The 14,154-nt window shown below is 68.4% G+C and carries 13 protein-coding genes; 10 read left to right on the forward strand and 3 right to left on the reverse strand.

Going from position 1 to position 14,154, the window contains the following annotated elements:
• Window positions 1-83: 83 nt before the first annotated feature.
• Both NQ706_RS08000 and NQ706_RS08005 read left to right on the forward strand, forming a co-directional pair.
• On the forward strand, window positions 84-668 hold the full coding sequence (locus tag NQ706_RS08000) for a TerD family protein (protein ID WP_038566207.1): 585 nt from the start codon (window positions 84-86) through the stop codon (window positions 666-668).
• A gap of 66 nt (window positions 669-734) precedes the next feature.
• Window positions 735-1,313, forward strand: coding sequence for a TerD family protein (locus NQ706_RS08005; protein ID WP_038566204.1), 579 nt, complete (start codon window positions 735-737; stop codon window positions 1,311-1,313).
• Window positions 1,314-1,375: 62 nt separating this feature from the next.
• Here NQ706_RS08005 and NQ706_RS08010 read toward each other — a convergent pair whose 3' ends face one another.
• Window positions 1,376-2,920: a TerD family protein gene (locus NQ706_RS08010; RefSeq protein ID WP_038566201.1), complete on the reverse strand. Its 1,545-nt coding sequence runs from the start codon at window positions 2,918-2,920 to the stop codon at window positions 1,376-1,378.
• 98 nt (window positions 2,921-3,018) lie between these two features.
• Here NQ706_RS08010 and NQ706_RS08015 point away from each other — a divergent pair, with 98 nt between their 5' ends.
• From NQ706_RS08015 to NQ706_RS08040, 6 genes are all read left to right on the forward strand, one after another.
• Entirely contained in the window at window positions 3,019-4,269 is a 1,251-nt protein-coding gene (locus NQ706_RS08015) for an HpcH/HpaI aldolase/citrate lyase family protein (RefSeq protein ID WP_038566198.1), read from the forward strand.
• A gap of 14 nt (window positions 4,270-4,283) precedes the next feature.
• On the forward strand, window positions 4,284-6,989 hold the full coding sequence (locus tag NQ706_RS08020; protein WP_038566195.1) for a phosphoribosyltransferase: 2,706 nt from the start codon (window positions 4,284-4,286) through the stop codon (window positions 6,987-6,989).
• Window positions 6,986-7,879: an HAD family hydrolase gene (locus NQ706_RS08025; RefSeq protein WP_197418856.1), complete on the forward strand. Its 894-nt coding sequence runs from the start codon at window positions 6,986-6,988 to the stop codon at window positions 7,877-7,879. The genes NQ706_RS08020 and NQ706_RS08025 overlap by 4 nt, the downstream gene beginning before the upstream one ends.
• A gap of 117 nt (window positions 7,880-7,996) precedes the next feature.
• Complete coding sequence (locus tag NQ706_RS08030; protein ID WP_051805414.1) at window positions 7,997-8,680, forward strand: prepilin peptidase; 684 nt, start codon at window positions 7,997-7,999, stop codon at window positions 8,678-8,680.
• A gap of 323 nt (window positions 8,681-9,003) precedes the next feature.
• On the forward strand, window positions 9,004-9,573 hold the full coding sequence (locus tag NQ706_RS08035; protein ID WP_038566193.1) for a PadR family transcriptional regulator: 570 nt from the start codon (window positions 9,004-9,006) through the stop codon (window positions 9,571-9,573).
• Between the two features lie 64 nt (window positions 9,574-9,637).
• Complete coding sequence (locus tag NQ706_RS08040; RefSeq protein WP_038566190.1) at window positions 9,638-10,729, forward strand: inositol-3-phosphate synthase; 1,092 nt, start codon at window positions 9,638-9,640, stop codon at window positions 10,727-10,729.
• A gap of 495 nt (window positions 10,730-11,224) precedes the next feature.
• Here NQ706_RS08040 and NQ706_RS08045 read toward each other — a convergent pair whose 3' ends face one another.
• Both NQ706_RS08045 and NQ706_RS08050 read right to left on the reverse strand, forming a co-directional pair.
• Complete coding sequence (locus NQ706_RS08045) at window positions 11,225-11,803, reverse strand: YdhK family protein (RefSeq protein WP_038566188.1); 579 nt, start codon at window positions 11,801-11,803, stop codon at window positions 11,225-11,227.
• Between the two features lie 80 nt (window positions 11,804-11,883).
• Window positions 11,884-12,438: a DUF4396 domain-containing protein gene (locus NQ706_RS08050; RefSeq protein ID WP_051805412.1), complete on the reverse strand. Its 555-nt coding sequence runs from the start codon at window positions 12,436-12,438 to the stop codon at window positions 11,884-11,886.
• A 239-nt stretch (window positions 12,439-12,677) separates the two neighbouring features.
• Between NQ706_RS08050 and NQ706_RS08055 the strand changes: the two genes are divergently transcribed.
• Window positions 12,678-12,941 carry a type II toxin-antitoxin system death-on-curing family toxin gene (locus NQ706_RS08055; protein WP_051805410.1) on the forward strand — a complete coding sequence of 88 codons (264 nt, stop codon included), beginning with the start codon at window positions 12,678-12,680 and terminating at the stop codon, window positions 12,939-12,941.
• Window positions 12,942-12,999: 58 nt separating this feature from the next.
• Window positions 13,000-14,049, forward strand: coding sequence for an NAD(P)-dependent alcohol dehydrogenase (locus NQ706_RS08060; RefSeq protein WP_038569929.1), 1,050 nt, complete (start codon window positions 13,000-13,002; stop codon window positions 14,047-14,049).
• Window positions 14,050-14,154: the final 105 nt, after the last annotated feature.

The raw sequence follows: 14,154 nt of genomic DNA on the forward strand, positions 1-14,154 counted from the left end.
CGTTGGTAGTGTCACGAGCAAGGGCCGAGACCTGCGTCACGCTGGTCACGGCCACCGGAGCATCAGGTGATCAAGGAGCAGTCATGGCTGTCAGCCTCGCCAAGGGCGGAAACGTCTCACTCACCAAGGAGGCCGGGCCCGCCGGTCTCACCGACGTCGTCGTGGGTCTCGGATGGGACGCGCGGACGACGACGGGCACGGAATTCGACCTCGACGGTTCGGCGATCGTCGTCGACGCGTCGGGCAAGGTCATCGACGACGGTTTCTTCGTCTTCTACGGCAACCTCGCGAGCCCGGACGGCACCGTCCAGCACACCGGTGACAACCTCACCGGTGAGGGCGAGGGTGACGACGAGCAGATCAAGATCGGCCTGTCGGGCCTGCCGCCGCAGGCTGACCGGGTCGTCGTCGCGGTGTCGATCTACGATGCGGAGACGCGCCAGCAGACCTTCGGGCAGGTGCGCAACGCGTTCATGCGTGTGATGAACGCGGCTGGCGGCTCGGAGCTCGCGCGCTACGACCTGACGGAGGACGCCTCGACCGAGACGGCGATGATCTTCGGCGAGGTCTACCGCAACAACGACGAGTGGAAGTTCCGCGCCGTCGGCCAGGGCTACTCGAACGGCCTTGGGGGCATCGCGCGCGACTTCGGCGTCAACGTCGGCTGACGCGTCGCGTCCGGCTCGATCTCGACGCACGATCCGTACGACTCACATCGAACGAGGAGAAATCTCATGGGTGTTTCGCTCTCCAAGGGTGGCAATGTCTCCCTGACGAAGATGGCCCCGTCCCTGCAGGCCATCACGGTCGGCCTCGGCTGGGACGTGCGCACCACGACCGGCGCCGACTTCGACCTCGACGCCTCGGCGCTGCTGCTCGGTGCTGACGGCCGCGTCATCGACGACCAGCACTTCGTCTTCTTCAACAACCTCCGCAGCCCTGACGGCGCCGTCGAGCACACCGGTGACAACCTCACCGGTGAGGGTGAGGGCGACGACGAGTCGATCAACGTCGACCTGTCGACGCTCTCGCAGAACGTCGAGCGCGTCGTCGTCGCGGTGTCGATCTACGAGGCGCCGCAGCGCGGGCAGAGCTTCGGGCAGGTGGCGAACGCGTTCATCCGCGTCGTCAACCGTGCTGACGGCGCCGAGCTCGCGCGCTATGACCTGACGGAAGATGCCTCGACCGAGACGGCGATGATCTTCGGCGAGGTCTACCGCAACAACGGCGAGTGGAAGTTCCGCGCCGTCGGCCAGGGCTACGCCGACGGTCTCGCGGGCATCGCGCGCGACTTCGGCGTCAACGTCGGCTGAGCAGTTCCTGCGACGTGTGAGGGGTGAGGGCCTTCGGGCCCTCACCCCTCACACGTGTGTGGTCACAGCCCGAGCATCTGCACGGCCGGCTTGACGAGCTTCTTGACGGTGCGGCCGTTGGCGAACTGGCCGATGGCGCGCATGTCCCACGTGCCCTGCGGAGTGCGGCTCAGCGCTGCGATGACGACACCCGTCGCGCGATCCGACTCGCTGAGCGAGAACCGCACGAGTTCGGCACCCGACTGCGCATCGACGAGGCGGGCGTAGGCGTTGCGCACATCTGTGAACTTCTGCCCCGAGTAGCTGTTGATCGTGAACGCCAGGTGCATGACGGTGGGCGGAATCGCCGTCAGGTCGAGCGTGATGACCTCGTCGTCACCGTCACCCTTGCCGGTGAGGTTGTCACCGAGATGCACGATCGCGCCGCCGAACTCCTTCTTGTGCATGAACCAGACGATCTCCAGCTCACGCCCGTTCGCGTCGAAGGCGATGACGGACGCATCGAGGTCGATGTTGCGTCCGCGCTTCGCCGGATCCCACCCGAGACCCATGAACACGCGACTCATCGGCGGCGCGCCCGTCTTCGTCAGGCTGACGCGATCACCCTTGCGCAGGCTCACATGGCCCTTGTCGAGGTTGACGACCGACGGCGCGGCCTGAGTGGCCGGCGCGGCCAGGGGCATCTGAGGCGGCGCCATCTGGGGAGGCGCCATCTGGGGAGGCGGTGCCATCTGCGGCGAGGGCAGCTGCTGGGGAGCCTGCTGGTGGTGTGGAGGCTGCAGGGGTTCGTACTGCGGGGCCTGCGGCTGGTGGGGTGGCTGCAGCGGCGCCTGCTGTGGAAGCGGGGCCCGAAGCGGAGCTTGGGGCTGGTGGGGCGGCTGCAGGGGGGCCTGCTGCGGTGCCGACGGCTGCTGTGGAGGCTGTAGCGGCGCGGGCGTCGGGGACACCGGCGCCGCGTACGGCCGGCTCGTGTCGCTGCCTGGCTGCTCGCCCGGCGAGGGCTCGGCAGGCCGGAGTGCCGCCGGTGCCGGGGCAGGAGCCGACGCAGGGGCGGCAGCCGGCGCCGTTGACGACGAGGGCTGTTCGGGGGCGTCGTCGACGCTGATGCCGAAGTCGGTGGCGAGGCCGGCGAGGCCGGAATCCCAGCCCTGGCCGACGGCGCGGAACTTCCAGGCGCCGGCGCGTCGGTACAGTTCGCCGGCGACGAGGGCGGTCTCGCTCGTCGCGCCCATGTCGCCGAACTGGGCGACGACCTGGCCGCTCGTCGCATCGTCGACGCGCACGGTGAGGCCGGGCACCTGCGAGAACGGGCCGCCGTCAGCGCTGAGGACGACGACGATGCGTTCGACGACGTCCTCGACGCCCGTGAGATGGGCTTCGACAGACGCGGATCCGGGCGAGGAGGGGCCGAGACGCACGGCGCCCGACGCGTGCTGCGGGGCGTTGTAGAACACGAAGTCCGAGTCGTCACGGACCTTGCCGGTGGCGGTGACGAGCAGGGTGGACAGGTCGACGGTCGGCGCCTGGGGTGCCGCCGTCCAGGTGACGACGATGTTGACGGCATCGCTGGGGACGGCGACGTTGGCGCCCTTGGTGAGCTGGGTCATGTCTCGATCCTCACATGCCGTGGCGTCCCGTTGGCGGATGACGGGCGTCGACGGGGCAGACTTGGGCGCAGGCACACCGACATCAGGGAGGGCATGCGGTGCAGCACTATTCCCATCTCGACGAATCGACCCGCGAGGCCATCTTCGCGAGCCCGCCTCGTTCTTTCTCGGCGCGTGATGACGCGCAGCACGTCGGTTCGGGTCTCGGGGCGAGCCTCTACATGCCCGGTACGCGCCCGCAGCTCGCCGATGACGTCGTCACGCATTACGCGCGTGGTCTCGTCAGCACCGTGTGGTGCCTCGAGGATTCGATCTCCGAGAGCGAGGTGCCGGCAGCGCAGGCCAACATCGTCACGCACCTCGCGGCGCTCGCGGCGCGGTTTCCGACGCCTGACGACGTCGCCGCGGCGCTGCCGCTGATCTTCGTCCGGGTGCGCACGCCGCAGCAGTTGCGCGACCTCGCCACCCTCGTGAACGAGGGGCCAGGCGGCGAATCAACCTGGAGTTCAGCGGTGTTGGCGGGTTTCGTCATGCCGAAGTTCACAGGCGCGAACGCGCCGGCCTACTTCGACGCTCTCGCGGAGGCGAGCGCGCTCGCGGGGTATCGCCTGCTCGCGATGCCCGTCGTCGAGACGCCCGGCCTGCTTCATCGGGAGACGCGCGGCGGCCTGCTGTCGGCTGTCTCGACGCTGCTCGCACCCCATCGCGACGTCGTCGCCTGCGTGCGCATCGGTGGTACCGACCTGGGCGCCGCGCTCGGGCTGCGTCGCCCGCGCGAGCTGACGATCTACAACATCGGGCCCGTCGCGGACGTGGTGTACGACATCGTCAACGTGTTCGGCCGCACCGACGGCACCGGCTTTCCGATCTCCGGGCCCGTCTGGGAGTACTTCGCCAACTCGCGCCGCCTGTTCAAACCGCAGCTGCGCGAGACCCCGTTCCGTGCGCTCGAGCACGACGACATCCGTGAGGAGTTGCTCGAGGAGAACCTCGACGGCCTCGTACGCGAACTCGCACTGGATCGGGCGAACGGGCTCACGGGCAAGACGATCATCCACCCCCAGCACGTCGGCATCGTGCACGCGCTGAGCGTCGTCTCCAGCGAGGAGCACGCCGACGCCGTCGACATCCTCGCCAAGCATGCGAGCGGTGGTGGGGTGCAGGCCTCCAGCGCCGGCAACAAGATGAACGAAGCCGGCCCGCATCGGGGGTGGGCGGAGCGCACGATGACGCGCGCCGAACTGTTCGGTGTCGCGCGGCCCGGTCTGGGCATGGTCGACTTCCTCCTCGCGCACGTCGAGGCCCTCTCGGGTCGTGGCGCGGGCAACCCAGCCGGTGAGCAGGCATGACGAAGGAGCAAACCATGACGACGACGTGGCCGGGCGAGTGGGTCGCCGAACGCCTCGGTGCCGACCTGCGCACGACGCAGGCGCTGCCGGGGCTCGATCTGCACGACCTCGTCGGGCTCGCGGTGCGACGCAACCCTCGTCGCGCACACTTGCTCGTCTCGAACGTCCTCGGCAAGCACGTGCCCGTCGACCCGCAGATCGTGCGCGGCAGTGGCCGGGCGCTCGGCGAGCTGGTGCGTCGGGTTCTCGACGCAGGAGCGGCGGTTGGTAGCAGTGACGCGGGAAGCGACGACTCGGGTGCGCAGGGCCATGACGTCGTCGATGGTGCTCTCGCACGCGTAGGACAGGCGCTGCACGAGGCTCTCCGGGCTCCTGACGACGCGCGGGTGGTCGATGAATTCACTTGCGCCGTCGACTCGTTCGTCGATCTGCAGCACTCACCTGCATGCGTCGTCATGGGGTTCGCCGAGACGGCGACGGCGCTCGGCCAGTGCGTCGCGGATGTGCTGCGGGCGCCGGCGATCCACTCGACGCGACGCCCCGTCGCCGGGTTCACGCCCGTCGGCGCCTTCGAGGAGGAGCACTCGCACGCCACCAGCCACCTCGTCCTGCCTTCGGACGACGGCTTCTTCGCGCGGCGTTCTGCTGGGCGCGTCGTGCCGCTCGTCCTCGTCGACGACGAACTGTCGACGGGCCGCACGGTGCTCAACACCATCGCCGCGCTGCACGAGAGCCTGCCGCGCGAGCGCTACGTCATCGCGACGCTCGTCGACATGCGCAACGCGAAGGATCGCGCGGCGATGGCCACCCGCGCCGCTGAGCTCGGCGTGCAGATCGACGTCGTCTCGCTCGCGGCCGGTCACCTCGACCTGCCGAGCGACGTGCTCGAGCGCGGGCAGCGGCTCGTCGAGCAGGTGGAGTCGCGCGCGAGCGTCCTGAGAGATGCCGGCCCGGAGCAGGGGCCCGAATCGAAGGCTGCGTGGGCATCGGGGCGCGCCAATGTCTCGACGGCCGCACCGAATGCTGCCCGGGGAACCATCACCGAGGTCGACGTGCCGTGGCCGCCCCGCACCCCGTTGACGGGGCGTCATGGGGTGACGCCTGCGCAGCTCGCCCCCCTGACCGCGACGCTTCCGGAGGCGGCGACCGTCGTCGCACAGGCTCTGCCCTACGGCGACGGTGAGGTGCTCGTCCTCGGCACCGAAGAGCTGATGGACGCGCCGCTGCGTCTGGCATGCGCGCTGCGCGAACGCGGTGTCGCCACGCGGTTCTCGACGACCACCCGCTCGCCCGTACTCGCCGTGGACGACCCCGGTTATGCCATCCGCAACGCGCTGACGTTCCCGGCCTTCGATGACCCGGCCGACGGTGACGGCCCGCGTTTCACGTACAACGTTTCACGTGAAACACCGTGGCGGACGATCGTCCTGTGCGTCGACCCGCCGAGCCTGACGCCGCAGCTGCACGCCCCGGATGGCGTCATCGAGGCGCTCGCGGCCAGTACGGACTGCGTCGTCGTCGCGCGGCTGCCCGAGCCGGCGACGGCCCCGGCGCGCGAACTCGTCGGCCCGACGTTTGGTTCGTACGCGCCCGAGGAGGTGACGTGGCTGCTCGAAGATCTGTCCGGCGTCACGCTCGAGGCGCCGACCGAGGAGCGCGAGGAAGCCATCCAGTCCGGCGGCGCGCATTATGCCGAGAGCCTGCCCGTCGAGTACCAACCGGACGCGGCCTACGGAAAGCTGTTCCGTGATGCGCTGGAGATGTCGAAGGCCCGGGTGGCTGCTGCGGTCGCCGCCGTCGCCGAGCTCGCGCTCGCAGAGCGCGGCGATGACCTCGTCCTCGTCTCCCTCGCCCGGGCCGGCACTCCCGTGGGGGTGCTCATGAAGCGTTGGGCTCGTCAGGCGCGCGGGCTCGACGTGCCGCACTATGCCGTCTCGATCGTGCGCGGGCGCGGCATCGACACGGTGGCGCTCGATCACATCGTGGCGCGGCACGACGCGTCTTCGGTGCTGTTCGTCGACGGCTGGACGGGCAAGGGCGCGATCAGCCGCGAACTCGTCGCGGCGCTCGAAGAGTACGAGCAAGCCACGGGGGTGCAGTTGGATCCGACGCTCGCCGTGCTCGCCGACACCGGGTCGTGCACGACGATGTGGGGCACGCGTGATGACTTCCTCATCCCCTCCGCCTGCCTCAACTCGACCGTCTCCGGTCTCGTGTCACGCACCGTGCTCAACGACGCTCTGATCGGGCCCGGCCAGTTCCATGGGGCCAAGTTCTACGCCGAACTCGCGCCGCACGACGTGTCGGGACTCTTCGTCGACGCCGTCACGGGAGCATTCCCGCCGGCCGCGGACGCCGACGACATCCGCGCCGAGGCGCAGGCGCGATGCGCGGCGGAGCCACCTCGGTGGACGGGGTGGGCCACCGTCGAGAAGCTCGCCGAGGAGTTCGGCATCGGCAGCGTCAACCTCGTCAAACCGGGCGTCGGCGAGACGACCCGCGTGTTGCTGCGCCGGGTGCCCTGGAAGATCCTGGTCGCGCCCGGCGTTGGCGGGGATCTGCGCCACATCGAGGCGCTCGCCGCGGCGCGTGGCGTGCCGGTCGAGGAGTATCCCGGCCTCGACTACAGCTGCGTCGGCCTCATCCACCCGCGCTTCACCCGCGGGGCGACCGGCGATGACGGCACCTCGGCCACACGCGACCCGAAGGAGCGAGCATGACGACGCATCCCGTTTCGATGCCGATGACGGACGAGCTGCGCGCCCTCGTCGCGGCCTACGCGGACGCCGCGCCGCCCCGGCCCTCAGGCGGGGACGCCATCGTCGCGTGCGACCTCGACCGGACGCTCGTCTACTCCGCGAAGGCGCTCGCACTCGCCGGCGCTGACGCCGACGCACCCGTCCTGCTCGTGGCGGAGGTGTACGACAAGCTGCCGTTGTCGTATCTGACGGTCGACGCCGTCGCGCTCGTGCAGGAGATGCATCGCGTGGCGACGTTCGTGCCGTCGACGACGCGGACGCGTGCGCAGTACGAGCGCATCCGGCTGCCGATCGACCCGCAGTACGCCGTCACGACGAACGGTGGGTTCCTGCTCGTCGACGGCGTCAGCGACGAGGACTACCACCGTGCCGTCCTCGACGAGCTCGACGGCTCGTGCGCGCCTCTCGCCGAGATCCGCGAGCACCTCGAGGCGATCGCCGATCCGGGGTGGCTGCGCAAGCTGCGCGACGCCGAGGGCATGTTCGCCTACCTCGTCGTGGAGCGCGCCGAGTTGCCGGCGTCGGTGGTGCGCGACCTGACGGGGTGGGCGGGTGAGCGCGGCTGGGAGGTGTCGCTGCAGGGCCGCAAGCTGTACGTCGTGCCGCGGCCGCTGCGCAAGTCGCGAGGCCTGGCGGAGGTGCGGCGTCGCACGGGTTCGACGTTCACGGCCGCGGCGGGCGATTCGCTGCTCGACACGGACCTGTTGACGTCCGTCGACGCCCCCGTCCGTCCACGCCACGGGGAGCTCGACGATCTCGACTGGACGTGCCCGGGCCTGCAGGTGACGACGGCGTCCGGCGTCCTCGGTGGCCGCGAGGTGTGTGCGCGGCTGCTCGCGGCGGTGCGGTGACGCGCGCTCGTTTCGCAGGGCCGACCCGGCCAGTCTCGTCGCCGGTCTCGTGCCTGGCGCGGAAACTGCTCGATCGGCAACGGCGTCCGATGCCTGTTGCGCTGACATGATCGACGCATGCTGCTGCCCGTGACCGGTGTCATGCTCTTCCTCCTCGGTGCGTTGACGCTCGGTGCGCGCGAGGTCGTCGCCGCAGGCCATCGTCAGGGCGTCACCTACCGCGCGCCGGCGCTCGCACGCCTCGACATCGTGTGGCTGGCAGCATCGACGCTCGCCGTCGTGCTCATGGGTGCGGCGATGCAGGTGTGGTGGGGTACGCGGCCCGGCCTCGTGCTGACGCTCGCACTTGTCGCGCCCACCCTCGTCAGGCTCGCCGTCATCGATCTCGACGTCCATCGCCTGCCCAACGCGCTGACGCTGCGCGCGGCGGGCGTCGTCGCGGGTGGTCTCGTGCTGGCGGGTCTTGTCGACGCACACCGCTCCGGCACGACGGTCTTCGACGCTGACGCCGCCCACCGCGCCATCGCTGGTGCCGTCGCGCTGGGCGTGTGCTACCTCGCTCTCGCGTTGCTCGGCGGCGGCTCCGGCATGGGGCTCGGCGACGTGAAACTTGCCCCGACGCTCGGCGCGCTGCTCGCCTGGGCAGGGTGGGACGTGTGGCTCACCGGCGCGTTCGCGGCGTTCCTGCTCGGCGGTGCATGGGGCGTCGTGCTGCTCGCGCGCGGTAGGGGACGGCAGGCGCGCATGCCGTTCGGCCCGTTCATGATCGCCGGCGCCCTCGTCGCCCTCGCGCTGGCCTGACGCGCGCCCTCACGGGCGGCAAAGGGTCGCGCGGAAGGCTCACGCCAGGGCGTCCTTGCGGCCCGGGGACCTACTCCGGTCAGCCGGCGTGGCGCGCAGATCCTCCGGCGTGGCGCTGTGCCGACGGGTGGCGCTGGCCTCTCGCCATCCCCACCCGTTCGGAAGAAGTTTGCCGCGTTTCGATATCTCGACTCGATACATCTGTTAGGAATGTCTCTGAGCGTTCACCCGCTCGTCATTTCCGTGTGGCGCGTCCGTTTGAAAAACTGAGCATTCGTGTCGCGCGGTGCGACGCAGACTGTTTCGAGGCGAAGGAGAGTGGCATGTCACGTCGTGGCACGGTGCTCGAGTTCGCCGTCCTCGGTCTGCTGCATGAGGCGCCCTTGCACGGGTACGAGTTGCGCAAGCGGCTCACCGGTGTGCTCGGTGCGTTTCGTGTCGTGAGCTACGGGTCGCTGTATCCGTGTCTCGCGAAGCTGTCCCGCAAGGGCCTCATCTCCGAGAGCGCGTCGTTCGCTCCCGGCGGTCGGCGCCCGCGCATCACGTACGAGATCACCGACGAGGGTCGGGATCATTTCGCGGATCAGTTGTCGCGCTCCGGCCCGGCATCGTGGGACGACGAGAACTTCGACGTGCACTTCGCCTTCTTCTCGCGCGCGAGCGCAGAGGTGCGCCTGCGCATCCTCGAGGGGCGACGTCTGCGGTTGCAGGAGCGTCTCGAGCGCTCCCGCGAACAGGCGATGGACAGCCGCAGCACACGCGATTCGTACATTGCGGAGCTGTTCCGTCATGACATCGAGTCGACGGAGCGTGAGGTGCGTTGGGTGAACGAACTCATCGAGATCGAGCGGAAGGCTGTTGCCGATCCGCGCCCCCTCGCCTCCGAGACCTGACGATTCGGGCGGCGCTCGCGTCGTTCGTCAGGATCGAAGGCTCGTCCACAACGGAGTGAGTTCCATGGGAAATATTCGCGTCGCCATCGTCGGCGTCGGCAACTGCGCGAGTTCGCTCGTGCAGGGTGTCGAGTACTACAAGAACGCGTCCGCTGACGCACACGTGCCGGGTCTCATGCACGTCACGTTCGGCGACTACCACGTCGGTGACGTCGAGTTCGTCGCGGCGTTCGACGTCGACGCGAAGAAGGTCGGGTTCGACCTGTCGGAGGCGATCAACAACTCCGAGAACAACACGATCAAGATCGCGGACGTGCCGCCGACGGGCGTCATCGTGCAGCGCGGGCACACCCTCGATGGTGTCGGCAAGTACTACGCCATGACAATCGACGAGTCGGACGCGGAGCCCGTCGACGTCGTGCAGGCGCTCAAGGACGCGCGGGTCGACGTCCTCGTCAGCTACCTGCCCGTCGGTTCGGAGAGCGCCGACAAGTTCTACGCTCAGTGCGCGATCGACGCGGGTGTCGCGTTCGTCAACGCGCTGCCCGTCTTCATCGCGTCCGACCCGGAGTGGGCGAAGAAGTTCGAGGACGCGGGCGTGCCGATCATCGGTGACGACATCAAGAGCCAGGTCGGTGCGACGATCACGCACCGCGTCATGGCGAAGCTGTTCGAGGACCGCGGTGTCGCGCTGGATCGCACGTACCAGCTCAACGTCGGCGGCAACATGGACTTCAAGAACATGCTCGAGCGTGAGCGCCTCGAGTCGAAGAAGGTGTCGAAGACGCAGGCCGTGACGTCGAACCTCTCCGGTTCGCTCGCCGGCAAGATCGACGACAAGAACGTGCACATCGGCCCGTCCGACTATGTCGCGTGGCTCGACGACCGCAAGTGGGCGTATGTGCGCCTCGAGGGCCGGGCGTTCGGTGACGTGCCGCTCAACCTGGAGTACAAGCTCGAGGTGTGGGACTCGCCGAACTCGGCCGGCATCATCATCGACGCCATCCGCGCCGCGAAGATCGCCAAGGACCGTGGTGTCGGCGGCCCGCTGCTGTCGGCGTCGAGCTACCTCATGAAGAGCCCGCCCGAGCAGCGCGAGGACACCGTCGGCCGCGAGATGTTGGAGGCCTTCATCCGCGGTGATGAAGAGCGCTGACGATCAAGCGAGCGGAGGTAGGACCGCAGCGAAGCGAGGATCCTGCCGAAGTGAGCGTTGAGGAAGCGTTCAAAAGAGGAAGAGCGCTGACGATCAAGCGAGCGGAGGTAGGACCGCAGCGAAGCGAGGATCCTGCCGAAGTGAGCGTTGAGGAAGCGCTCAGAAGAGGAAGAGCGCTGAGTCGGCATCGATGTCGCGCCGTCCGGCGACCTGAACGGGTTGACGAGTTGAGGGCCGAAACTCTGCACTGCAGGGTTTCGGCCCTCAACTCATGGCTTGGGGTCTAAAACTCTGCATTGCGGAGTTTCAGACCCCACGGGTGGGTAGTCTGCGCACGCACCCGGCCGCGCGACACCCCGCGTCGGCCGGTCGAAAGGGCCCGGCGCGTTGCTCGTCACGCTCGTCGGAACGTCGCTGGGCGTCGCGACCCTGCACGCGACGAGTTGTGCGTTCACGCGAGGGCGCAGCCGGGCCGGCGCAACGATCGGTGCGACCTCAACGAGACTTCATCTCGTCCTCCACCACCCACTTGTGGTTCTTCATCGTCATTCCGTCGGCCGTGTAGTCGACCATGTATACCGTCTGAGTGGTGGACGACGCGATGGTGCCCTCGGCGCCCTGCATGCCGTCCATGTGGTCAGCTGTGATGGTGACGGCTTCCCCGTCGGCGAGGTGTTTTGTGCCGGCGCTCTTCAGCTCTTGCTGCACGACCCACTTGTGGTTCTTGACCATCGCACCGCCGGTGGTGGGCTGGTAGTTCACCGCATATGTGGCGGTGCGGTAGGCCCCGACGACGGTCGCGGGGGCATTTTTCATGCCGTCCATGTGATCGGTCGTCAGCGTGACCCTGCTGCCCACCGGGAATCTCGGGTTCTTCGCCTGGGTCATGTCCGCCGGGGCCGGGCCGCCGTCCATCTCGTGCATGTGACCATGGCCGGAGGAGGCCGACGTCGACGTGGCCGCGGCCGACGTCGGCATGCCTGAGTGCGAGGAATGGTCGCTGCCGGAGGAACATGCGGTGCCGGCGCCCAATGCCACGGCGGCCGCAGTGGCGGCCAGATTTCGACGGTTCATGAGGTGCGGCCTTTCGCTTCGGGGGCGTGTTCGACGAACATAGCGGACGTCCCTCTGAGTTCTGTCAGAGCGGCGTGGGTTCACAGCAGTGTGCCGAGCGATGCCACGGCGCCGCCGAGGAGGAACGCGGTGATGGCGTACGCCAGGGGCTTGTTGTCCATCGCTGCACCGCTGGCGTGGTGAGTGATCGCGTGACCTCTGCCCTGGCGCAGCAAGTGCTTGTTCACCGGGTAGGCGGCGACGTAGGCCGCGACGAGAGCCACCGCCATCGAGACCCAGAACAGCAGGTCCATCAACCGTGCGTCCATCGCACCCGGTACGAGCCACATGACGAGGTTGTCGACGAGCTCCATCGTGGCGATCGAGACGGTGTCCGCTGCGAGGACGAGCAGGAGCGCCTGCTTGGCGGGGATGCCTGAGCGCAGCAGCGGTGTCGCTGACAGCGTGTACCCGAAGACGAACGCGAGGGCTATCGCGACGGCCGTGCTGAGGCCGTTGCCCCATCCCAGGGCCGTTGCGGCGATGAGCCCGACGATCTCGCCGATGGCGCATCCGGTGAGGCAGTGCAGCGTGGCCGACGCAGCCATCGACGACATGTCATGACCTGAGCCGTGATGGTGTTCGTGTTCGCTCATGTCAGGCGCAACGCTAATACCCCTAGGGGGTATTCCGGTTGCTGGGAGGTTTCACTGCACCTACTGGACGGAGAGCGTCCGTCGTCGACCTCGTCGTTGTCGTCGAGTTGAGGCCCGAATTCCTGCATGGCAGAGTTTCGGCCCTCAACTCACGGCTCGAGGCGCCCTGACCGGCGGTCGGCGCGGCGCGCCAGCAGGACTGGGGTCTGCTGGAATCGGCCCTGGCTCGGCCGCAAGCGGTGGTCTTCGGGGAGGTCGTCTACCCGGGGATCCTGATGAAGGCAGCCGCACTCGTCCATTCCCTGGCCAAGAATCGCGCGTTGGTCGACGGCAACAAGCGGACGGCGCTCGGTGCGCTCTGGCTGTTCCTCGCCCTCAACGGGACTCATCTCGTCGGCAGCGATGACGAACGATATGAATTCATGGTCGACGTCGCTGCCGGGAGTCTCGACGACGTCGGCGTGATCGCCGAACGCCTTCGTGACCTCACGGAACCCATGTGAGACGGCGCTCGCCGACGTGACAATGCTTCTCACTCCGCGTCGGCGTAGCGTCAGCATCATGACTACGACTGTTGCCTGCTACCAGGCCATTGCCGCCGACAAGCCCCTCGAGCCCGGCACCGTCGAGCGCCGCGACCTGCGCCCCGACGACATCCGCATCGAGATCGAGTACGCCGGAATCTGCCACTCCGACATCCACACCGTCCGCGGCGAGTGGGGCCCGGTGAATTACCCCATGGTGACCGGCCACGAGATCGTCGGCCGCGTCGCCGAGATCGGTTCCGACGTCACCGAGTTCAAGGTCGGCGACCGTGCCGGTGTCGGTTGCCTCGTCGACTCGTGCCGTGAGTGCGAATGGTGCAAGAAGGGCGAGGAGAACAACTGCCCGAACGCCGTCGGTACCTACAACGGCATCGACCGTCACGACGGGCGCCCGACCGCCGGTGGTTACTCGCAGGCCATCGTCGTCTCCGAGGCGTTCGCCCTCCACATCCCCGAGAACCTCGACGCCGCCGCCGTCACGCCACTGCTGTGCGCCGGCATCACCACCTACTCGCCGCTGCGCACCTGGGGCGTCACCGAAGGCTCCAAGGTCGCCGTCGTCGGCATGGGCGGTCTCGGCCACGTGGCCGTCAAGCTGGCCAAGGCAATGGGCGCCGAGGTGACCGTCATCAGCCAGACGCGCTCCAAGGAAGAGGACGGCCGCAAGTACGGCGCCACCGAATGGATCGCGACGAAGGAGAACCCCGACGCGCTCAAGGAGCACAAGGGCCAGTTCGACGTCATCATCAACACCGTCTCCGCCCACATCGACGTGCGCGCCTACATGGCGACACTGCGCCCCCACGGCGCGATGGTGCTGCTCGGCCTGCCGACCGAAGCCCTCGAAGTCAACGCCGGCAACCTCATCGGCGGCCGCAAGTCCCTCACCGGCTCCAACATCGGCGGCATCCGCGAGACGCAGGAAATGCTCGACTTCTGCGCCGAACACGGCGTCACTGCCGAGATCGAACTCATCAACGCCGACCAGATCAACGAAGCCTACGACCGCGTCGTGAACTCCGACGTCCGCTACCGCTTCGTCATCGACGCCAAGACGTTCGCCTGATCCCTCGGCCCGTCTTCCGGGTGGCGCGGATCCTGAGCTCGCAAGCTCGCCCAGGATCGCCGCGCCGCCTCGGTGCGACAGGCCTTCGGGCGGGATGACGAGAGC

Source organism: Dermacoccus sp. BD5 (genome assembly GCF_044878485.1).
In the GTDB taxonomy this organism is placed as follows: Bacteria; Actinomycetota; Actinomycetes; order Actinomycetales; family Dermatophilaceae; genus Dermacoccus; species Dermacoccus nishinomiyaensis.

What these genes read in the sequence shown, in the direction of transcription:
- NQ706_RS08010 (WP_038566201.1), bottom strand. Translation starts at nt 2,920, where the DNA reads ATGACCCAGCTCACCAAGGGCGCCAACGTCGCCGTCCCCAGCGATGCC.
- NQ706_RS08060 (WP_038569929.1), top strand. Translation starts at nt 13,000, where the DNA reads ATGACTACGACTGTTGCCTGCTACCAGGCCATTGCCGCCGACAAGCCC.
- NQ706_RS08005 (WP_038566204.1), top strand. Translation starts at nt 735, where the DNA reads ATGGGTGTTTCGCTCTCCAAGGGTGGCAATGTCTCCCTGACGAAGATG.
- NQ706_RS08045 (WP_038566188.1), bottom strand. Translation starts at nt 11,803, where the DNA reads ATGAACCGTCGAAATCTGGCCGCCACTGCGGCCGCCGTGGCATTGGGC.
- NQ706_RS08025 (WP_197418856.1), top strand. Translation starts at nt 6,986, where the DNA reads ATGACGACGCATCCCGTTTCGATGCCGATGACGGACGAGCTGCGCGCC.
- NQ706_RS08035 (WP_038566193.1), top strand. Translation starts at nt 9,004, where the DNA reads ATGTCACGTCGTGGCACGGTGCTCGAGTTCGCCGTCCTCGGTCTGCTG.
- NQ706_RS08050 (WP_051805412.1), bottom strand. Translation starts at nt 12,438, where the DNA reads ATGAGCGAACACGAACACCATCACGGCTCAGGTCATGACATGTCGTCG.
- NQ706_RS08000 (WP_038566207.1), top strand. Translation starts at nt 84, where the DNA reads ATGGCTGTCAGCCTCGCCAAGGGCGGAAACGTCTCACTCACCAAGGAG.
- NQ706_RS08030 (WP_051805414.1), top strand. Translation starts at nt 7,997, where the DNA reads ATGCTGCTGCCCGTGACCGGTGTCATGCTCTTCCTCCTCGGTGCGTTG.
- NQ706_RS08040 (WP_038566190.1), top strand. Translation starts at nt 9,638, where the DNA reads ATGGGAAATATTCGCGTCGCCATCGTCGGCGTCGGCAACTGCGCGAGT.
- NQ706_RS08020 (WP_038566195.1), top strand. Translation starts at nt 4,284, where the DNA reads ATGACGACGACGTGGCCGGGCGAGTGGGTCGCCGAACGCCTCGGTGCC.